Source organism: Streptomyces sp. NPDC107559 (assembly GCF_055657365.1).
This window is the reverse complement of sequence record NZ_JBVKBD010000003.1, coordinates 325,615-343,584: the sequence shown is the minus strand read 5'-3', so window position 1 is coordinate 343,584 and position 17,970 is coordinate 325,615. Positions and strand designations below refer to the sequence as shown.

At 72.3% G+C, this 17,970-nt stretch carries 18 protein-coding genes; 8 read left to right on the top strand and 10 right to left on the bottom strand.

Going from position 1 to position 17,970, the window contains the following annotated elements; translation table 11 throughout:
* Nucleotides 1-102: 102 nt before the first annotated feature.
* Complete coding sequence (locus ACZ7OY_RS12975; protein WP_471911450.1) at nt 103-291, bottom strand: hypothetical protein; 189 nt, start codon at nt 289-291, stop codon at nt 103-105.
* Nucleotides 292-404: 113 nt separating this feature from the next.
* Between ACZ7OY_RS12975 and ACZ7OY_RS12970 the strand changes: the two genes are divergently transcribed.
* Entirely contained in the window at nt 405-1,748 is a 1,344-nt protein-coding gene (locus ACZ7OY_RS12970) for a helix-turn-helix domain-containing protein (protein ID WP_471911449.1), read from the top strand.
* A gap of 114 nt (nt 1,749-1,862) precedes the next feature.
* Here the strand turns inward: ACZ7OY_RS12970 and ACZ7OY_RS12965 are convergent, their stop codons facing one another.
* Together ACZ7OY_RS12965 and ACZ7OY_RS12960 are read right to left on the bottom strand one after the other, a co-directional pair.
* Nucleotides 1,863-2,651 (bottom strand): hypothetical protein, encoded by a 789-nt coding sequence (locus ACZ7OY_RS12965; RefSeq protein ID WP_471911448.1) that lies wholly within the window; start codon nt 2,649-2,651, stop codon nt 1,863-1,865.
* A 224-nt stretch (nt 2,652-2,875) separates the two neighbouring features.
* Complete coding sequence (locus tag ACZ7OY_RS12960; protein WP_471911447.1) at nt 2,876-3,823, bottom strand: LAETG motif-containing sortase-dependent surface protein; 948 nt, start codon at nt 3,821-3,823, stop codon at nt 2,876-2,878.
* A 301-nt stretch (nt 3,824-4,124) separates the two neighbouring features.
* Here ACZ7OY_RS12960 and ACZ7OY_RS12955 point away from each other — a divergent pair, with 301 nt between their 5' ends.
* Nucleotides 4,125-5,771 carry a glycoside hydrolase family 13 protein gene (locus ACZ7OY_RS12955; protein ID WP_471911680.1) on the top strand — a complete coding sequence of 549 codons (1,647 nt, stop codon included), beginning with the start codon at nt 4,125-4,127 and terminating at the stop codon, nt 5,769-5,771.
* A 38-nt stretch (nt 5,772-5,809) separates the two neighbouring features.
* On the opposite strand, the gene ACZ7OY_RS12950 is transcribed toward ACZ7OY_RS12955, so the two are convergent.
* Nucleotides 5,810-6,523, bottom strand: a complete 714-nt coding sequence (locus ACZ7OY_RS12950) for a DUF4142 domain-containing protein (protein ID WP_471911679.1) — start codon at nt 6,521-6,523, stop codon at nt 5,810-5,812.
* A gap of 194 nt (nt 6,524-6,717) precedes the next feature.
* Entirely contained in the window at nt 6,718-7,239 is a 522-nt protein-coding gene (locus ACZ7OY_RS12945) for an FxLYD domain-containing protein (protein ID WP_471911446.1), read from the bottom strand.
* 188 nt (nt 7,240-7,427) lie between these two features.
* Between ACZ7OY_RS12945 and ACZ7OY_RS12940 the strand changes: the two genes are divergently transcribed.
* Both ACZ7OY_RS12940 and ACZ7OY_RS12935 read left to right on the top strand, forming a co-directional pair.
* A complete protein-coding gene (locus ACZ7OY_RS12940) occupies nt 7,428-7,883 on the top strand; it encodes a DUF7144 family membrane protein (RefSeq protein WP_471911445.1) in 456 nt (151 codons plus the stop codon).
* Between the two features lie 206 nt (nt 7,884-8,089).
* Nucleotides 8,090-9,328 carry a peptidoglycan DD-metalloendopeptidase family protein gene (locus tag ACZ7OY_RS12935; protein ID WP_471911444.1) on the top strand — a complete coding sequence of 413 codons (1,239 nt, stop codon included), beginning with the start codon at nt 8,090-8,092 and terminating at the stop codon, nt 9,326-9,328.
* Between the two features lie 12 nt (nt 9,329-9,340).
* Here the strand turns inward: ACZ7OY_RS12935 and ACZ7OY_RS12930 are convergent, their stop codons facing one another.
* Nucleotides 9,341-10,348 carry a glycoside hydrolase family 26 protein gene (locus ACZ7OY_RS12930; RefSeq protein ID WP_471911678.1) on the bottom strand — a complete coding sequence of 336 codons (1,008 nt, stop codon included), beginning with the start codon at nt 10,346-10,348 and terminating at the stop codon, nt 9,341-9,343.
* A gap of 469 nt (nt 10,349-10,817) precedes the next feature.
* On the opposite strand from ACZ7OY_RS12930, the gene ACZ7OY_RS12925 reads away from it, so the two are divergent.
* A complete protein-coding gene (locus tag ACZ7OY_RS12925; protein WP_152891085.1) occupies nt 10,818-11,021 on the top strand; it encodes a cold-shock protein in 204 nt (67 codons plus the stop codon).
* Nucleotides 11,022-11,118: 97 nt separating this feature from the next.
* Here ACZ7OY_RS12925 and ACZ7OY_RS12920 read toward each other — a convergent pair whose 3' ends face one another.
* The 3 genes from ACZ7OY_RS12920 to ACZ7OY_RS12910 all read right to left on the bottom strand — a co-directional run bounded on the left by ACZ7OY_RS12920 (nt 11,119) and on the right by ACZ7OY_RS12910 (nt 13,683).
* The gene (locus tag ACZ7OY_RS12920) at nt 11,119-11,502 is read right to left on the bottom strand and encodes a hypothetical protein (RefSeq protein ID WP_471911443.1); all 384 of its coding nucleotides are present in this window, start codon (nt 11,500-11,502) and stop codon (nt 11,119-11,121) included.
* 115 nt (nt 11,503-11,617) lie between these two features.
* Nucleotides 11,618-13,327 (bottom strand): DEAD/DEAH box helicase, encoded by a 1,710-nt coding sequence (locus tag ACZ7OY_RS12915; protein ID WP_471911442.1) that lies wholly within the window; start codon nt 13,325-13,327, stop codon nt 11,618-11,620.
* A gap of 152 nt (nt 13,328-13,479) precedes the next feature.
* Nucleotides 13,480-13,683 (bottom strand): cold-shock protein, encoded by a 204-nt coding sequence (locus ACZ7OY_RS12910; RefSeq protein WP_030379203.1) that lies wholly within the window; start codon nt 13,681-13,683, stop codon nt 13,480-13,482.
* A gap of 679 nt (nt 13,684-14,362) precedes the next feature.
* Here ACZ7OY_RS12910 and ACZ7OY_RS12905 point away from each other — a divergent pair.
* Nucleotides 14,363-14,566, top strand: a complete 204-nt coding sequence (locus tag ACZ7OY_RS12905) for a cold-shock protein (protein ID WP_007383480.1) — start codon at nt 14,363-14,365, stop codon at nt 14,564-14,566.
* 93 nt (nt 14,567-14,659) lie between these two features.
* Here the strand turns inward: ACZ7OY_RS12905 and ACZ7OY_RS12900 are convergent, their stop codons facing one another.
* The gene (locus ACZ7OY_RS12900) at nt 14,660-16,150 is read right to left on the bottom strand and encodes a hypothetical protein (RefSeq protein WP_471911677.1); all 1,491 of its coding nucleotides are present in this window, start codon (nt 16,148-16,150) and stop codon (nt 14,660-14,662) included.
* A 74-nt stretch (nt 16,151-16,224) separates the two neighbouring features.
* Here ACZ7OY_RS12900 and ACZ7OY_RS12895 point away from each other — a divergent pair, with 74 nt between their 5' ends.
* Entirely contained in the window at nt 16,225-17,496 is a 1,272-nt protein-coding gene (locus ACZ7OY_RS12895) for a molybdopterin-dependent oxidoreductase (RefSeq protein WP_471911441.1), read from the top strand.
* Nucleotides 17,460-17,969 (top strand): hypothetical protein, encoded by a 510-nt coding sequence (locus ACZ7OY_RS12890; RefSeq protein ID WP_471911440.1) that lies wholly within the window; start codon nt 17,460-17,462, stop codon nt 17,967-17,969. Before ACZ7OY_RS12895 ends, ACZ7OY_RS12890 begins: the two co-directional genes overlap by 37 nt.
* Nucleotide 17,970 lies beyond the last annotated feature (1 nt).

Below are 17,970 nucleotides of genomic sequence, written 5' to 3'. Positions count from 1 at the left end.
AGGCTAGGTCATGACACTGACATTCAAGTGAACCGGGGGGTAATAGCGACGTGAGAGGCCCGAGGGGCGTGAGAGGCTCAAGAGGCCTGAAGAGCGGGAGGGTCAGCGGTCCTCGGCGGGGGCGTCGGCCCGGTGGACGGAGTCCTGCGGGCCGTCGACGGACCGGGTGATCCCGGTCCCCCGGTCCACGGCCCGTGCCGGTCCCGCGTTCGCCGCGATGACGAGGGTCGCCGCGGCGAGCACGGCTGCGGCCAGGCCTCTGGCGTAACGCGCGGAAGTGCGTCCCTGCACGGTGACCTCGCAACGACGACAGTGAAGTGTTAAGCATGCTTAATTCGCGGTTTAACCTAGGGCGTGTCATGGCCTAACGGCAAGAGGCACAAGGGCAGTTGGGGAGTCCAGGCATGGGGGAGAGAGACGAACCCGAGGTCATCGGACGCAGAGTGCAGCGGCTGCGCAACGAACGCGGGCTGACCCAGCGGCAGTTGGCGGAGCCGACCTACACCCCCGCCTACATCTCCACCCTGGAGGCCGGACGCGTGCGGCCCTCCGACGAGGCGCTCAGGCACCTCGCCGAACGGCTCGGCGTCGACTTCTCGGAGCTGGCCACCGGACGCTCCGCCCGGCTCGTCACCGACCTGCGGCTGCGGCTGACCGAGGCCCAGCGCACCCTGGCCACGGGCGAGGCCGAGGAGGCGGCGCGGCGGTACTCCGCCCTGCTCGCGGAGGCCGAGCCGCAGGGGCCGGCCGAGGTGCGGGCCACCGCGCTGCTGGGGCTCGGCGAGTGCGGGATCGAGACCGGCGACCTGGTGTCGGCCCGGGAGTACTTCGAGCGGGCCGAGGCGTGCCTTGCCGGGCATCCGCTGCCCGTGCGGGTACCGGCGCTGCGCGGACGGGCCGTCTCCCACTACCTCGCCGGTGAACTCCGGTACGCCGTCTACCTGCTGGAGTCCACCCTCGACGAGCTCAACCGCGGCGGACTGCACGACCCCGACGCGCTGCTCCTGCTGTACGCCTCCGCCATCGGTCCCTACATGGACATGGGCGCCCACGCCCGCGCCGCCCAGGCCGCCGAGTTCGCCCTCGCCCTCGCGCCCCAGGTCGCGGATCCGGCGCTGCTCGCCCGGATGCACCGGTCGGTCGCGCGCACCCTGCTCGCCGAGGGCCGGGTCGCCGAGGCCGACGCCTCGCTGGTGAAGGCCGCCGAGCTCTACCGGCAGCTCCAGATCCGGACCGAGCTCGCCAACTGCCACTGGATGCGCGGCTACGTCAGCGCGCAGAACGGCGACCTGGAGCGGGCGGAGGAGGAACTGCGCGAGGCCCTGGCCATGCTCTCGGCCAAGCGTGCCGCCCTCTACAGCAGCCAGGTCGCCGTCGAGCTCGCCGATGTGCTGCACCGGCGGGGCAGGTCCGGGGAGGCGGCCGACCTGCTGAACGGCGTCCTCGGCGACCTCTCGCCCGAGCGCGGCGCCGTGCATGCGGCCGGCGCCCACCGGCTGCTCGGCATCATCGCCGAGGACGCCCGCGACACCGAGGCCGCCGAGGAGCACTATGTGCGCGCGCTGAGCCTGCTGGAGCGGGCGGGAGCCGCGGGCGACCTCGCCGACCTGTGCCGGATGCTCGGCGACCTGCTGCGCCGCACCGGGCGGGTGGAGGCGGCGCTGGACGCCTACCGGACGGGCCTCGGGCACCGCACGGTGCCCGGTACGACGACCCTGGGACCGGCGCCCGCACAGCCGCCGCTCTGACGCCCGCACGGCGGCCGCTCCGGTCCCCCTTCGGCCTCGTGGCCGCACGGCCGCCGCTCCGGTCCCCCTTCGGTCCCGTGGCCGCGCAGCCGCGCAGCCCGTGGCCTCGTGGCGTCAGACCTGGGCGCGGCCCTGTCTGCGGACGTCCGCCAGTCGCTGCACGCCGAGCTGCACGGCCGCCTGGGTGGCGTCGTTCGGCACGTCGCCCATGCCGCCGTTGGTGAAGGCGAACGCGTCCCCGCCGACCCGCACCACGGCCACGTCCAGGGACAGGGTGCCGGGATCGCTCTCGAGCGGCTGGCCCTTCGGCCCGGTCACCGCGGTCAGCGTCACCCGCAGCCCCTGCCGGGCGTCACCGGCCTCGGGCAGCGGCGCGTTGTTGACGTAGACGTCCTGGACGGCGCCAGTCGTGGTCGTGGCCGTGAACCGCGCGCACACCCGCGGCAGGGTCTGCAGCCAGGCCAGCACGCCGTCCACGGCCTTCGCCGGCTGGGCGGAGACCTGGTAGCGCAGCTGCGCGCCGGTGTCGGAGTCGTCCAGGCCGGTGACCGCGCGGGCGGGGGCGCCGAGAAGCTCGTCGGCGTAGAGGGCGTCCAGCAGCCGCTGGCACTCGCCCGCGGGGGTCTTCGCCTTCAGCAGCCCGTCCCGCCAGGTCGCGGCACCCTGGGTCGGGATCCAGGGGCCGCCCAGGTCGGTGTCGGTGATGAGGGCGGCACGGGCCTGGTCGTCGGTGAGCGCGGCGGCGGTCGAGGAGGCGTGTGCGGACGGGGCGGTGGCCGCCGCGGAGGAGACGGGTCCGATCGGGGCGTGCGGGGCTCCCTCGTCCGGGCTGATGCAGCCGGACGCGACCAGCAGACCGGCGGCGGACAGGGCGGAGGCGAGGAGGGTGCGGGCGCGGGTCATCGGGTGCCTCCGGCGGACGGTTCGGGAATCCGTCCCTCCACCGGATCACCGGGGGTACGAGCCGGCCAGCGCGGTGGGCCGTACGGGTGAGCGCGCCCGCGGCGGCGAGGAGCGCGCCGACAGCACGGCGCCCCGGCCCCCTCGGTGCGAGGGGACCGGGGCGTGCGGGCCGAAGCGGCGGCCGCGGCCGGGGCCGGGTGGGCCGGGCTTCGGGCCCGGGCGGTTCAGGAGCGGGCCGTGCGGCGGCGCTTCGTCGCCAGGACGATGGCCGCGCCGCCGACCAGGAGGGCCGCGGCACCGCCGACGATGACGCCGGTGTTGCTGCCGCCGCCGGTCTCGGCGAGGTCCGCGCTGCCGCCGTCCGGGGTGGCGGCGGCCGCGGCGGTGTCCGTGGCCGACGCGGAGGCCTCCTCGGCCGGGGTGGACTCGTCCGCGGCGGGGGTGGTCTCGTCCGCGGCCGGGGTCGTCTCCGTGGACGACGCCGGGGTCGTCCCGCCGGTCGCCGGGGTGGTCTCGGCGGGGGCGGAGGAGGCCGGCTGCTCGGACTCCGCGGTGGTGCAGTCCTTCGTGCCGCCGTTCCAGGCCGCGATCAGCTTGTCCTTGATGACCGCGCCGTTCGGGCCCTCGGGCAGGTTGCCGTGCTCGAAGCCGTCCTGGGCGTCGAGCTTGCCGTCGAACTTGACGGCGCCGCGGTAGAGGTCGACCTGCGCGAAGCAGCCGGCGTCGGGGACGACGATGTCGAGGGTGTCGGTCGCGCCCGGCTTGACGGTCACCGTGTCGAAGCCGACGAAGACCTGCTTGCCGGAGCTGGCGAAGGTGGCGCCGTGGGCGAGGTAGGAGGCGAGCGACGCGGTGCAGGTCGACGCGTCACCGGCGGCGCGCACGGTGATGTGCACCTTGCCGTCCGCGGTCGGCTTGAGGTTCTGGTCGTCGACCTTGACGGAGGAGAAGAAGTGCGTGCCGTCGAGGGAGAACTCGCAGCGGTCGGTGCCGGTCTCCGTGCCGGCGCCGGTGCCCGGCTTGTACGTACCGCCGGACTTCCAGCCGTCGCCGCCGGGGGTCTCGTGGGCCCAGGCGCCGGAGGCGGCGGCGACGGAGGCGGCACAGAGGGCGAGTGCCGCGGCACCCGTACCCAGCAGGCGGCGCGCGGTCGTGTGGCTCGCTATGGACATGTGTATCCCATTCTTGGTGTGCATGGGGGGTATGGCTCGGTCGCCGAGAGCGTCGGCACCTGAAGCGACACTGGGCTCAATGGTCACATGTGCCACAGCGTCAGCCCATCGTGGATGTCGTCGCGGAAGACTGTCAACCTGCCTCTATGGAACGGCGGTTCACGCTTCATCACCATTCCGCCACACAGGGAATGGTCCCTTCCGGAGTGCCTGAACGTTCGCCTTCCGGGCAATGTGGACAGGCTTGTGGGTGTTGCCCGGACCTGTCCGACCGCACCGAAAGGGACACCGCGTGCCCGAACTGCCCGACCTCTCCTCCAGGAACCCCGACTGGTGGCGCCAGGCCGTCGTCTACCAGGTCTACCCCCGCAGTTTCGCCGACGCCGACGGTGACGGGCTCGGTGACATCCGCGGGGTCACCGAGCGGCTGAACCACCTCGCCGCCCTCGGCGTCGACGCCCTGTGGCTCAGCCCCTTCTACCCTTCCGAACTCGCCGACGGCGGCTACGACGTGGCCGACCACCGCGACGTCGACCCGCGCCTGGGCACCCTGGACGACTTCGACGCCATGGTCGCCGAGGCGCACCGGCTGGGCCTGAAGGTGATCGTCGACATCGTGCCCAACCACACCTCCCACCGGCACCCCTGGTTCCAGGAGGCGCTGCGCGAGGGCCCCGGCAGCGCCGCCCGCGACCGGTACGTCTTCCGGGACGGACGCGGCCCGCACGGCGAACTCCCGCCCACCGACTGGCAGTCCGTCTTCGGCGGCAGTGCCTGGCGCCGGGTCGCGGACGGCCAGTGGTACCTGCACCTGTTCGCCGCCGAGCAGCCCGACCTGGACTGGGGCCACGACGAGGTCCGTGCCGACTTCCGCACCACCCTGCGCTTCTGGTCCGACCGCGGGGTCGACGGCTTCCGCGTCGACGTCGCGCACGCGCTCGCCAAGGACCTCGGCGAGCCGCTGCGGGACGTCGGCGGCGTCGGCGCGACCGGCGAGGAGGCCCTCGAGCGGGTACCGCCCGGCAGCCACCCCTACTACGACCGTGACGAGGTGCACGAGATCTACCGCGACTGGCGCCGCGTCCTCGACGCCTACACGCCACCGCGCACGGCGGTCGCCGAAGCCTGGGTGCCGGGCGCCCGCCGCGCGCTGTACGCCCGCCCGGACGAACTCGGCCAGGCGTTCAACTTCGAGTACCTCCAGGCGGGCTGGGACGCGGACGAACTGCGCGCGGTCGTCACCGACTCGCTCGCCACGGCCCGCACGGCCGGCGCCTCCGCGACCTGGGTGCTGTCCAACCACGACGTCGTACGGCACGCCTCCCGGCTGTCGCTGCCGCCCGGCACGGACGACAACGCCTGGCTGCTCTCCGGCGGCCGCGCGCCCGCCGTGGCCGCTGAGGCGGGGGTGCGCCGGGGCCGGGCGGCGACCCTGCTGATGCTGGCGCTGCCCGGAGCGGCCTACCTCTACCAGGGGGAGGAACTCGGCCTGCCCGAGGTCGCCGACCTGCCCTTCGAGGTCCTCCAGGACCCCGTCTGGGAACAGACGGGCCATGTCCGCAAGGGCCGCGACGGGTGCCGGGTGCCGCTGCCGTGGACGACGACGGGTCCGTCGTACGGCTTCGGGGCGGCCGGCGCGTGGCTGCCGCAGCCGTCCTCCTTCGCGTCGTACGCCGTCGCCGCCCAGGATGGGGTGGACGGCTCGACCCTGGAGCTCTACCGCACGGCCCTGCGGCTGCGCCGCAAGCTGCAGGAGGGCGAGGAGCTGACCTGGGCGGAGGGGACCCCGCCCGGGGTGGTGGCGTTCGCGCGCTCCGGGAGCTGGCGGTGCGTGACCAATCTGTCGGACGCGCCGGTCCCGCTGCCGCCCGGGGAGGTGCTGCTGAGCAGCGTCCCCCTGGACGGCGACGGACAGCTGGGACCGGACACGACCGTCTGGCTCGCCTAGGGCCTGTCGTATGGATCAGCCCGGCGTCGGGCCTCGGCTCACTGCGAGGGCGGCGGCAGGTCGACCGGGGTGGCCGTGGCGGTCGGCGGCGGGGTGAGCACCACCTGCGGCTGGCCGCCGGACGGGGGCGGCGGGGTCAGGTCCGTGTCGGGCAGCTTCGGTGGGGTGGTCTGCTGGAAGAGCACCTGGTCGAAGTCGACCAGGCCGGTCTTCTCCATGACCGTGATGTGGTCCAGGACGGTGTCGTTGGCCTGGTCGGCCAGCGCCCGCACGAGGGTGTTCTCGGTGGTGGCGCGGATCTTCGCGACCGTGTTGAAGATCGAGCCGTGGGTCATGCGCAGGATGTTGGCGAAGTCGACGTCGAACTGCTTGCCGGTGTCCGCGTTCAGCGTGGTGACGAAGCCCTGCTGCTGCGGGCTCGCCAGGTTGGGGAGCGTGATGTTCAGCATCGGGGCGATCTTGCGGCAGGTGGTGTCGAGCGCCGCGTGTCCGTCGATCAGATGCTGGCTCGCCGTGATGACCGCCTTCGACTGGCCCTTCTGCAGGCCGATCTGACCGACGGGGTACTCCCACAGGCCGGCCGCGCGCACCTTGACCACGAAGTCCCTGTCCGCCTCGGTCAACGGCCCCCACTGGGTCTGCGCGATGACCCGTGAGGGGGCCGTCGACACCGTGGTGAGCCCCAGCATCGAGGGGTAGGCCAGCGCGGCGAGTGTCAGGCTCAGGGCACCACCTACGAAGAGGGTTCCCATCGCGTTCCGCGAAAAGCGCACCGTGCCTCCTGCCCGGTCGTGGATGCGTCCGTCCGCGGGGCGGGGGACGGGTCTGACGCAGAGCAGTACGGATGCGGCGTCGGTCAAAGCCTCTAGGTTTGGTAAAGAAATTGCAAGGTTGCAGCTCGTCACCTCAGTACCTCAGTAGCTCAGTACCTCAGTACGCCAGTACCTCAGTACCTCAGTGCGGACCCGACCTCCGTCTTCACCTCGCCGGACAGGTTGTGCGTACTGCGGGCGGTGGCCGTGCCCGTCTTGCCGGCCGGTACGTCGGGGACGGTGACGACGACCGTGTCGATCAGTTTGCCGCCGGAGTCCTTGAAGACGACCTGGACGGCGAACGACTTGGTGGAGTCCGCGGTGTTCTTCACGGTGATGCCGACCGTGGTGCGACCGTCGGCGGCGGTCGCCGGGGTGCCCAGCTGTACGTCGTCCTTGGCCTCGATGCCGTTCTTGACCTCGCCGAGCCTGCGGCCGGCCTCCGCCGTCGCCGACGAGATGGCCTCCGTGGCCTGCGCGGCGAGCGAGGAGATCGCCGCCGTCGCGCGGGCGCCCGCCGACTCCAGGGCGGAGGCCGCCTTGCTGGCCGGGCTCGTCGGGCTGTTGCCGTTGCCGCCGGAGCAGCCGGTCAACGCCGCCGCCAGGACCGCCGCCCATGCCGTGCCCCTGGCCCAGCGTCCGCGGTAACCGGCCATGTCGCCTCCATCGGTCGTATGCGTTCGGTCGTATGCGTTCGGTCGTTCCGGCACCAGTGAAGAGCCGTACCGGCGCGGCCGCATGCGGGGCCACCCGTACGGGCCAACCCCTGTGGTGACTTCGCTGATCCGGGTGGACGGTCGAGGGGGGACGGGAAACGACGGAAACGACGAGACGGGGTACGGCAATGACCGAGCAGCCTCAGCCGAAGCGGGACAGCGCGCACCGCACCTCCGCCCAGCAGCCTCCGGCGAACTCCGGCTGGGTGACGGGCGGGGTCACCTTCGCGGGTGTCCTGCTGCTGCTGAACGGAATCCTGGCCGTCCTCGAGGGCATCTCCGCCATCGCGAAGGACGACATCTACGTCCGGGTCGGCGCGTACATCTACAAGATCAACCTCACCGGCTGGGGCTGGATCCTGCTGATCGTGGGCGTCATCGGGGTCGTCGTCGGTGCGTTCATCCTCAGGGGCGCCGCGTGGGCCAGGGTCGGCGGCATCGTGCTGGCCGCCATCAGCATCGTCCTCCAGTTCCTCTTCCTGCCCTACCAGCCGGTCTGGTCGATCATCGTGATCGCGATGGACATCTTCGTGATCTGGGCCCTGTCCGTGTACCACGCGGAGAGTCGGAGCCGGACCGTCTGACGCGGGACCGTCTGACGCGGGACCGTCTGACGGTCGGACCGTCCGACGCAGACCGCTCCGACGCGGACCGCTCCGACGCGGGACCGACGCCGGCGCGGGAATTCGGGTACACCGATGGGCCTTCGGGATGGGCTGTTCGACGGAACCTGGCGCGGGTGCGCGGCCACCTCGTGGGGCACGGGCGCCCGGCGCCCGACGATCGGACAATGCGACGAGACCACTCCCGACGACTCCTGTCCCGCGCCGGCGTGGCCCTGGCCGCGCTCCTGTTCGCGTTCCTCCCGAGCGCCGCGTACGCCGACGGCCGCGTGCCCGTCCACGAGGACAGCCGCCCCGAGGGGCCCGACGAGAGCCGCCCCCGCAGCGCCTTCGACCGGCTGCTCGACTCCGCCGCCCGGCAGACCGCGGCCTACGAGAAGGCCCGCGCGCGAACCGACCGGCTGCGGGACCGGGTGACCCGCCTGCGCACCGAGACCAAGGAGGCGGAGGCCCGGGCCCGCACACTCTCACGAGAGGCGGACGCCGCATCCGGTAGGGCGCCGGACACGGAGACCGGCTCCGGCACGGGCCCGGACGCGGAGAGCGGTTCCCGGACCGACCCGGACACGGAGACCGGCTCCCGTACGGGCCCGGACACGGAGATGGGCTCCCCCACGGGCCCGGAGACGGACATCGGCGGTGACATGCGCGGCCTGCAGCTCGGCGACCTGGGCGTCGGCTTCCCGGCCGCGGTCCCCACCGACGTACCCACCGCATTCCCCACCGGCCGCCCCAGCGCCGTGCCGACCGCAGTACCCACCGACGTACCCACCACCGCGTCGGCCACCGCGTCGGCCGCCGTGCCGGGTGCGGTGGCCGACGCCCGGGCGCTGCGCGCCGCCCTCGGCCGGGCGGTCACCCGGCTGCACGCGGCCGAGCGCCGCCGGGCCGGCATCCGCAGCAGACTGTGGCGGGAACTCGCGGCGGCCCAGCCCGGCCTGGGGCGTCCCGCGGACGCCTGCGCGCCGGGCCGTCGCAGCCGCAGACCGCACCACGCCTCGTCCCGCTGGGTCACGCCGACCAGCGACTACCGGCTGTCGGCCGGGTACGCCGCCCCGGGAGTCCGCTGGCGGCACCGCCACACCGGTCAGGACTTCGCCGTCCCCACGGGCACCCCGGTGCACGCCGTCGGACCCGGCACCGTCGTCCTCGTCTCCTGCGGGGACGGCTTCGGCAACCAGGTCGTGGTCCGGCACCGCGACGGCTACTTCACCCAGTACGCGCACCTGTCCCGTATCGACGTACGCCCTGGACAGCGGGTCGCCGCGGGCCAGTACCTCGCAGCGTCCGGCGCCACCGGCAACGCCACCGGTCCGCACCTGCACTTCGAGGTGCGGGTCACCCCCTACCTGGGGTCGGCGGTGCCCCCGCTGCCCTGGCTGCGACGGCACGGCGTACGCCCGTGAGGCCCGGACCGCTCACCCCGGTCCGCGGTCGTCCCCCAGCAGCGAGCGGTAGACGGCGGAGGCCTCGGGATTGCCGGGACAGCGCCACACCCCGTGCGGGCAGTAGTCGCTGATGGTCTGGTAGAGCGGCCGCTGCCGGGCGAACCAGTCGAGCATGCCCCGCATGTACGCGGGGTTGTCGCCGTTGCGGTACAGCCCCCACTCGGGGTACGAGACGGGCTTGCCGTGCGCCCGCGCGAACCGCACCTGGTCGCGCAGGCCGTACGGCTCCGTCACCTGCCGGGCGAAGGAGAGCCCCTGGGGCTGGTCGTAGGCGTCCATGCCGACGATGTCCACGACGTCGTCCCCCGGGTAGCAGTCGGTCCAGGGGACGGCGTCCCGGCCCCGGCTGGGTGTGAAGTCGAACCGGAAGCGCTGGCCGGGCACCGACCGCATCGCCGTGACGATTTTTCTCCAGTACTGCTGCCAGGCCTGCGGGTCGGGGCCGCAGCGGTGGGTGTAGGTGTCGCCGTTCATCTCCCAGCCGAGCACGACGACGGTGTCCGGGACGCCGAGCCGGACCAGCCGTTCGGCCAGCGTGCGGAAGTGCCCGTCGTAGCGGCCGGCCGCGCCGAGGCGCAGCTCGGCGCGGACCGCGGGGTCGGACAGATGTGCCTCGGTGCGCTCCAGCATCGGCACGTTGAGCACGAACAGACGGTCCGGGCGGGCCCTGCGCCAGCGCGCCCACAGCTCCAGATAGCCGGGGGCGCCCTCGATGTTGCTCCACCGGTCGCCCGGCAGATACACGTGCCCGACCCGTGGTGCCGATGTCCGGCCGAGCCAGGCCCCGAGCTGCGCGACCCGGCGGACGCCGTCGGGGCCGTATCCGACGTAGGCGCCGAAGGCGGGCGGCGGTCCGGCGGCGGCCGCGCCCGGGATGGGGGAGGGCCCGGGGCCGGTCTCGGCCGTGGGCCGGGCCAGCACGCTCAGCGTGGCCAGCACCGTGACGGCGATCAGGCCGAGCAGGGACCTGCGGTACATCCCGTCCAAGGCCACGGGGCGCCTCCTGCCGACGGGTCCCCGACGAGTGGGGTGGGACCGAGCGGGGTCATGATGGCCCACTCACGGCGGCCGCCGGGCGGCTTCCGGAGGCAGGGCACTCGAACAGGTGAAGTTTCAGGCATCAAATGTTGAATGCCGAGCATCTGGCGATCGGATAACGAGTCACCGGGCACCAAATGATCAAGCGATCGGGTGTCAAATGGGCAGGTGTCAAACGTCAAATGTCAAAAGTCGTACAGAAGTCCGCACGTCGGGCTGGATATCGTGTTCCGTGCTACGGTCGAAGTGAGTTGCGGTCTTGGTTCCCAGGCATTTCGAGCCGCGCAGCCGGTCCGGTCCGGCGGTGCGTCTCCGAATTCTCCGGTATCTCCGGGCAGGGCAATCATCTCGGCGACGTGGGGAAATCACACAGTGTGATTTCCCCGGCAGGCCCTGAAGGAGAATGTGTATGGCTACCGGAACCGTCAAGTGGTTCAACTCGGAAAAAGGTTTCGGCTTCATCGAACAGGACGGCGGCGGTCCGGACGTCTTCGCCCACTATTCGAATATCGCCAGCCAGGGTTTCCGTGAACTCCAGGAAGGTCAGAAAGTGACCTTCGACGTCACGCAGGGCCAGAAGGGCCCGCAGGCGGAGAACATCCGTCCCGCCTGACGCGGAGCACGAAGCGAACCGATGACATCGGCCCGGAAAGCGGGGACGCTTTCCGGGCCGGTGTCTTTTCCTGCGTTGTTTCCGGCGGCCTTTCCGGTTACTGGTCGGAGTAGCCCATGTCCCCGATCGTCCAGGCGCTCACGTCCTCCAGCGACACCCGGTACATACCGCCCGTGTCGGGGATGCCGAAGCTGCCCTGGAGGATGCGCGCGACATGGAAGTGGAGGTGGGTGGGCCGGACCGCGCCCCGCGGCGGCTCGTCGTCGGCGGCCTTGGCGGACGGCGTGAACGCGGCGGCGAAGTGCGCGAGTTGCGCGGAGTCCCGCAGCACCTCGGCCACCCGTTCCTTCCACAGTGCCTCGGGGGCCAGCCGGCCCGTGATGACGGCGCCGGGGACCACCACCGTGAGCGACATGCGGCTGCTGTGTTCCGACTCCACCATCGCGGCGATGCCGACAAGCAGATCATCAGGGTGTGACATGGCTGAGGAGCCTAGTCCAACGCACCGGGATCGACAGGGACAAAACGACGGGCCGGCCGCTCCGGGAGTCCCGTAGCGGCCGGCCCGTGCGACCGGATGGCTCAGCCCGTCCCGGTCAGCGACCGCCGCCCTGGGCGGAGGAACGGCCGCCGCGCTGGGCGGAGGTGCGACCGCCGGCCTGGGCCGAGGAACGGCTGCCGGTCTGCCCGGACGAGCGACCGCCGGCCTGGGCGGAGGTGCGGCCGCCGGCCTGCCCGGAGGCGCGGCCCCCGGTCTGCCCGGACGAGCGGCCGCCGCCCTGGCCCGAGGCGGAGGTGGAGGTGGAGGCGCTGCGGCGGGCCGCCTGGCCCGGTCGGCCGCGCCCGCGGCTGCGGCTGCTCCGGCTCCCGGTTCCGTTTGCGGTTCCGTTCCCGCTTCCGCCTCGGCGCGAGGAGGAGCCGCCCTGAGGGTCTTCGACGACCGGGGGCGCGATGACGACGGGCACGCCCGAAGGGGCCTGGGCGCCGGTGATCCGGCTCAGTTCGGCCTCGCCCGAGCGGACCTTGGTGGTCTGCGGGGTGATCCCGGCGTCCGCCATCAGCCGCGTCATGGCACGGCGCTGGCTGGGCAGGACCAGGGTGACGACGGTGCCCGACTCACCCGCGCGGGCGGTGCGGCCGCCGCGGTGGAGGTAGTCCTTGTGGTCGCTGGGCGGGTCGACGTTGACGACGAGGTCGAGGTTGTCGACGTGGATGCCGCGGGCCGCGACGTTGGTGGCCACGAGCACCGTCACCTGGCCGTCCTTGAACTGCGCCAGGGTGCGGGTGCGCTGGGGCTGGGACTTGCCGCCGTGCAGGGCCGCCGCGCGGACACCGACCGCCAGCAGCTTCTTGGCCAGCCGGTCCGCCGCGTGCTTGGTGTCCAGGAACATGATCACTCGTCCGTCGCGGGCGGCGATCTCCGTGGTGGTGGCGTGCTTGTCGGTCTCCTCCACGTGCAGCAGGTGGTGCTCCATCGTGGTGACGGCGCCCGCGGACGGGTCGACCGAGTGGACCACCGGGTCGTCCAGGTAACGGCGCACCAGCAGATCGACGTTGCGGTCCAGGGTGGCCGAGAACAGCATCCGCTGACCGTCGGGACGGACCTGGTCGAGCAGCGCGGTCACCTGCGGCATGAAGCCCATGTCGGCCATCTGGTCGGCCTCGTCGAGGACGGTGATCGCGACCTGGCTCAGGTCGCAGTCACCCCGGTCGATGAGGTCCTTCAGGCGTCCGGGCGTCGCGACGACGACCTCGGCCCCGCCGCGCAGCGCGCTGGCCTGCCGGCCGATCGACATGCCGCCCACCACGGTGGCCAGGCGCAGCCGCAGCGCGCGGGCGTACGGGGTGAGCGCGTCGGTGACCTGCTGGGCCAGTTCCCGGGTGGGCACCAGGACCAGGGCCAGCGGCTGGCGGGCCTCGGCCCGCTGCCCGTCCATCCGGGCCAGTACGGCGAGACCGAAGGCGAGCGTCTTGCCCGAGCCCGTGCGGCCGCGGCCCAGAACGTCCCGGCCGGCCAGCGAGTTGGGCAGCGTCGCCGACTGGATCGGGAACGGCACCGTGACGCCCTCGGCGCCGAGCGCGGTCAGCAGCCGTGCGGGCATGCCGAGCTCGGCGAACTCCTCGACCGGCGGCAGCCCCTCGGTACGGGTGACCGGCAGCGCGAACTCCGCGGGACGCGCCGGGGAGGCGCCGGTACGGCCCTTGGGCCCACCGCGGCCGGTGTTCTTGGCCGACCGGGACGAACCGCTGCGGGTGCGGGTGGAGCCGGTGTTGGTGCTGTACTTCTTGCGAGCTGTGCGGTCCATTCAGAACCCTTCCTCGATGCGGCACGTATCGAGGAATTCCGGTCGTCGGCGCCGGGCCGTACGAGGATTCGCAAGAATTGAGCCGTAGAAAATGCAAATGAGCTGGGACCCGCACCCGAGAGTGCAGGCCCCAGCCATGTGGTACGCGTACGTCAGGCGGGAACGATGTTCTCGGCCTGCGGGCCCTTCTGGCCCTGCGTGACGTCGAAGGTGACCTTCTGGCCTTCCTGAAGCTCACGGAAGCCGGAGGTGGCGATGTTCGAGTAGTGGGCGAAGACGTCGGCGCCGCCACCGTCCTGCTCGATGAAGCCAAAACCCTTTTCCGAGTTGAACCACTTCACGGTGCCAGATGCCATATTGAATCTCCCTTGGGGCATTGCCCGGGGTCTGCACTGTGCAGATCCGGAGTCGCAACAATGGCAAACAAAAAGAGTGCTCGTCGACGGAAGGTCGGGAGAGCACTCGAAGTCTCTGGTAACCAAAACTGCAACTGCTATCACGTTAGCACAGGTCGGGACAGGCTGCCCATGTGTTTTTCCTTTCACTTCGGTCACTCCCCAGGGGTGCCGGGGTGAGGCCCGGCGGGGGCGTGAGACGGGTGCTGCGGCGGCTGCGGCTCCCCGTCGGGCGGGGGGCGCGCCGGCTCGGACCGGAGGTCCACGCCAGCAGGGATTCCAAGATCGTTCATACGGTCGTGGTCGTGGCCGTGGTCGCGACCGGTGCCGCCACCGGCTTCACGGTCGAGCGACCTCGTACTCATGCGTGCCTCTTGTGTCCATCTCCTCGTGTCCCATGACGCAAATCCATGGCGCCGGAAAAATATATTCGGATAATTTCCGGAGCGGCTTTCGGGTGCGACGAGGTATGTCGCGGCAATGCCTGCGGGTTTTCGGAATGTGCCGTGCTACGGTTCAACTCAGTTGCGGCTGCGATTCCCAGAAAAGTGCCGGTTCCTTCCGGGCGGGGCAATCATCACAGCGGCGTGAGGCGCGCACCGTGCGGGCTTCCGGGTACTGCCCCGTAAGGAGAATCGACATGGCATCCGGCACCGTGAAGTGGTTCAACGCGGAAAAGGGCTTCGGCTTCATCGAGCAGGACGGTGGCGGCGCCGACGTCTTCGCCCACTACTCGAACATCGCCACCTCCGGCTTCCGTGAGCTTCAGGAAGGCCAGAAGGTCACCTTCGACGTCACGCAGGGCCAGAAGGGCCCGCAGGCCGAGAACATCGTTCCCGCCTGACGCGTACGCATACTCTTCGGCCCGGGGCCGCACCTCGTCGGGTGCGGGCCCGGGCCGTTTCTCCGTTCGCTCTCCCGGCCGGGACGGAGTCCGTCACCAGCCCGTCAGCAGCAGGTGGTTGAGGAGCAGGGCGAGAACGGCCTGCGCGGTGAGCCAGGCGCGCGGATGCGGCAGCAGGGCGCAGCCCGGCAGGATCCACAGCGCGAAGGGCAGCCAGATGCGTTCCGTCTCCGCCTTGCTCATCCCGGACAGGTCGGCGAGGAGCACGGCGAGTACGGCGGACAGGACGAGCACGGCGAGGCGGGCCTCGGCGGCGGCCGCGCGGTCCGGTCCGGGCCGGACCCGATGGCGCCGTACGAGTGCCGTGCCGGCCCGGTTGAGTCCCGCCGCGCTTGCGAGGCCGACGACGAGGACGGTGCACGCGAGGTTCGCCCACACCCAGTAGCCGTAGGGCCGGGTGCCGCCGACGCCCTCGTAGTAGCGCTTGACCAGCAGGTGGTAGGCCTCCCACCAGTCGAACCCCGCGAGCGTGAACACGACCGGGACGACGGCGAGACCGACGAGCAGGAACGGGAGCGCCCCCAACCACGGGCGGTACCGGGCCCCGGCCCCGGACCGGCCCTGTCCCCCGGACCGGCCCTGTCCCCCGGACCGGCCCTGTCCCCCGGACCGGCCCTGTCCCCCGGGCCGGAGCAGGTCGCCCGCCGCCACCAGGGCACCCGCCCCGATCAGCGCGAACAGCACGAGCCCGTACGAGAGATAGCAGGTCAGGCCGAACAGCAGGCCGGAGCCGAACGCCGCGGCCCGGGTCCGGTGTCCGGTCGCCGCGAGCGCGAGCAGGGCCACCGCCCAGGCGGCGACCGCCGCGAAGTAACCGTCGGCCGAGGCGCCCACCCACACCGCGGCCGGGGCCAGCACCAGGAACGGCGCCGCCCGCCGGGCGAGGTCCTCGTCGGCCAGCAGGCGCACCGCGATCAGCACGGCCACGCAGGCCGTGGCGCCCACGGTGATGCACCAGGCCCCCGCCCAGCCCCCGCCGGCCAGACCGATCCGGTCGAGCAGGACGAAGGTCAGGGTCGCACCCGGCGGATGTCCGGCGATGTGCGCGGGCCAGGGGGCGGGCGAGCCGCTCAGGATGTGGTCGTCGAAGCCGCGCAGGGCGGCCGGGATGTCGTGGAAGCGGTCGATGACCCGCAGATATTCGTTGCGGGTGGTGAGCCGGCCCGCGACGCCCCGCTGCCAGCCGTCGACCAGGGCCAGCGACCAGGTCCAGGCCAGCGCCGTGCCGAGGGCCGTGGCGAGCAGCGGCCGCCAGCGCAGCCGGACGGCCGCGACCGGTCCGTACGCCACCACCGCGGCCGCGATCGCGACGGCGGCCGGGGTGCCCGGACCGACATGCGGGTCCCACTCCGCGAACACCGGCGGCCAGTGCACGAACAGCGTGTGGTGGGCGTTCTGGATGTGGCGGCCGACCAGCACGGCCACCAGGACGAGAAGGGCGGCGGCCAGTGCGGCGCCGAGGTCACGGAGGCGAACGGGGATCACGCCGGGAACGCTAGGCCGAAAGGCGGCGCGACCGGTCACACCGAGCCGGGACGTCAGCGTTTCGTCATGAGTCACGCCCCCTTTCGGGCCCCGGACCGGCCTACGGTCGGGACATGCCCGATCAACGGCTTCCCTCCTCGCCCGGCTTCTGGCGCAGCCCTGTGCGCGGTCCCTGGTTCACGTCCGTCCTCGGCGTCGTCCTGCTCGGCGGCATCACGGTGATGTTCGTGACGGGGCTGGTGTCGTACGCCGCGTACAACCCCGGCCTGTCGCCGGTGAACGACACGACCCCGGACAAGGGGCTCCTCGGCTTCTACCTCTTCTCCTGGCCGAGCGGCCCGGTCTGGCTGTACCGGCTCACCCAGGGCGTGCACGTCACGCTGGGCATCACGCTCGTGCCCGTACTGCTGGCGAAGCTGTGGTCGGTCGTGCCCAGGCTGTTCGCCCTGCCGCCCGCGCGGTCCGTCGCGCACGCGCTGGAGCGCGCCTCGCTGCTTCTGCTGGTGGGCGGCGCGCTCTTCGAGTTCACGACGGGCGTGCTCAACATCCAGCTCGACTACATCTTCCCCGGCTCCTTCTATCCGCTGCACTTCTACGGGGCCTGGGTGTTCTTCGCCGCGTTCGTCGCGCACGCGGTCCTGAAGACGCCCGCGGCCGTGCGCAACCTGCGCCGGATGCGGGCCGGTGAACCCGAGGCGGCGGCGGAAGGCGGCATGGGCGTCGAGGAAGGCGACGAGCTGGTCTCGCCGAACCCCGCCGAGCCCACCGTGTCCCGGCGCGGGGCCCTCGGCCTGGTCGGCGGCGGGTCGGCGCTGCTGTTCGTCACGACGGCCGGGCAGAGCCTCGACGGGCCGCTGCGGGAGACCGCGCTGCTCGCCCCGCACGGTGGTGGGGAACCGGGCAGCGGCCCCGGCGGCTTCCAGATCAACAAGACGGCGGCGTACGCGGGCATCGACCCGCGCGAGACCGGCGCCGACGCCTGGCGGCTGGTCCTCACGGGCCGCACCGGCCAGGTCCGGCTGAGCCGCGCGGACCTGCTGCAACTTCCCTTGCACAGTTCGGCGTTGCCCATCGCCTGCGTCGAGGGATGGTCGACGTCGAACCAGTGGTGGCGGGGCGTACGCCTGCGGGACCTCGCCGCGCTCGTCGGCCACGACGATCCGGTGGACGTCCTGGTGGAGTCGGTGCAGCGGCACGGCGCCTTCCGCCGGGCCGCCCTGCGCGCCAACCAGGTGGGCGACCCGCTCTCCCTCCTCGCCCTGTTCGTCAACGGCGAGGACCTGACCCCCGACCACGGCTACCCGGCGCGGGTCATCGTGCCCGCGGCTCCCGGTGTCCTGAACACCAAATGGGTGGGCCGGATGACGTTCGGAGACCTCCGATGATCCCGCGCTCGCTGCTGCCCGACCGGTTCACGCTCGGCAGCCCCCTGCAACTGCTGCTGCTCGCCTGCTCGTTCGCCCTCGCCGGGTACGCCGGGGTGCGGCTGCTGGCCGGCGGTGACACCTGGTGGCAGGTGGTGCTGTGGTTCGTCGGGCTGGCGCTGCTGCACGACCTGGTGCTGCTGCCCCTGTACTCGGCGGCGGACCGTGCGCTGACCGGGGCGGCGGGCGGGCACCGGGCGTACGTGATGTACGTCCGGGTGCCCGCCGTCCTGTCCGGGCTGCTGCTGCTCGTGTGGTTCCCGTTGATCAGCGGCCGGGTGGCGGAGCACTACATGTCCGCCACCGGACGGTCCGCGGACGGCTTCCTGGCGCGCTGGCTGCTCATCACGGCGGTGCTGTTCGCCGGGTCGGCGCTGTTGCTCGTGCGGCGGCTGCGCAGGGCGACGAAGCAGCGGCCGCCGGTGGTCCACTGAG

Bases quoted from the DNA above. Each gene is read 5' to 3' on its own strand.
- ACZ7OY_RS12970 (WP_471911449.1), top strand. From the start codon at position 405: ATGGGGGAGAGAGACGAACCCGAGGTCATCGGACGCAGAGTGCAGCGG.
- ACZ7OY_RS12965 (WP_471911448.1), bottom strand. From the start codon at position 2,651: ATGACCCGCGCCCGCACCCTCCTCGCCTCCGCCCTGTCCGCCGCCGGT.
- ACZ7OY_RS12960 (WP_471911447.1), bottom strand. From the start codon at position 3,823: ATGTCCATAGCGAGCCACACGACCGCGCGCCGCCTGCTGGGTACGGGT.
- ACZ7OY_RS12950 (WP_471911679.1), bottom strand. From the start codon at position 6,523: ATGGGAACCCTCTTCGTAGGTGGTGCCCTGAGCCTGACACTCGCCGCG.
- ACZ7OY_RS12945 (WP_471911446.1), bottom strand. From the start codon at position 7,239: ATGGCCGGTTACCGCGGACGCTGGGCCAGGGGCACGGCATGGGCGGCG.
- ACZ7OY_RS12940 (WP_471911445.1), top strand. From the start codon at position 7,428: ATGACCGAGCAGCCTCAGCCGAAGCGGGACAGCGCGCACCGCACCTCC.
- ACZ7OY_RS12935 (WP_471911444.1), top strand. From the start codon at position 8,090: ATGCGACGAGACCACTCCCGACGACTCCTGTCCCGCGCCGGCGTGGCC.
- ACZ7OY_RS12930 (WP_471911678.1), bottom strand. From the start codon at position 10,348: ATGTACCGCAGGTCCCTGCTCGGCCTGATCGCCGTCACGGTGCTGGCC.
- ACZ7OY_RS12925 (WP_152891085.1), top strand. From the start codon at position 10,818: ATGGCTACCGGAACCGTCAAGTGGTTCAACTCGGAAAAAGGTTTCGGC.
- ACZ7OY_RS12920 (WP_471911443.1), bottom strand. From the start codon at position 11,502: ATGTCACACCCTGATGATCTGCTTGTCGGCATCGCCGCGATGGTGGAG.
- ACZ7OY_RS12915 (WP_471911442.1), bottom strand. From the start codon at position 13,327: ATGGACCGCACAGCTCGCAAGAAGTACAGCACCAACACCGGCTCCACC.
- ACZ7OY_RS12910 (WP_030379203.1), bottom strand. From the start codon at position 13,683: ATGGCATCTGGCACCGTGAAGTGGTTCAACTCGGAAAAGGGTTTTGGC.
- ACZ7OY_RS12905 (WP_007383480.1), top strand. From the start codon at position 14,363: ATGGCATCCGGCACCGTGAAGTGGTTCAACGCGGAAAAGGGCTTCGGC.
- ACZ7OY_RS12895 (WP_471911441.1), top strand. From the start codon at position 16,225: ATGCCCGATCAACGGCTTCCCTCCTCGCCCGGCTTCTGGCGCAGCCCT.
- ACZ7OY_RS12890 (WP_471911440.1), top strand. From the start codon at position 17,460: ATGGGTGGGCCGGATGACGTTCGGAGACCTCCGATGATCCCGCGCTCG.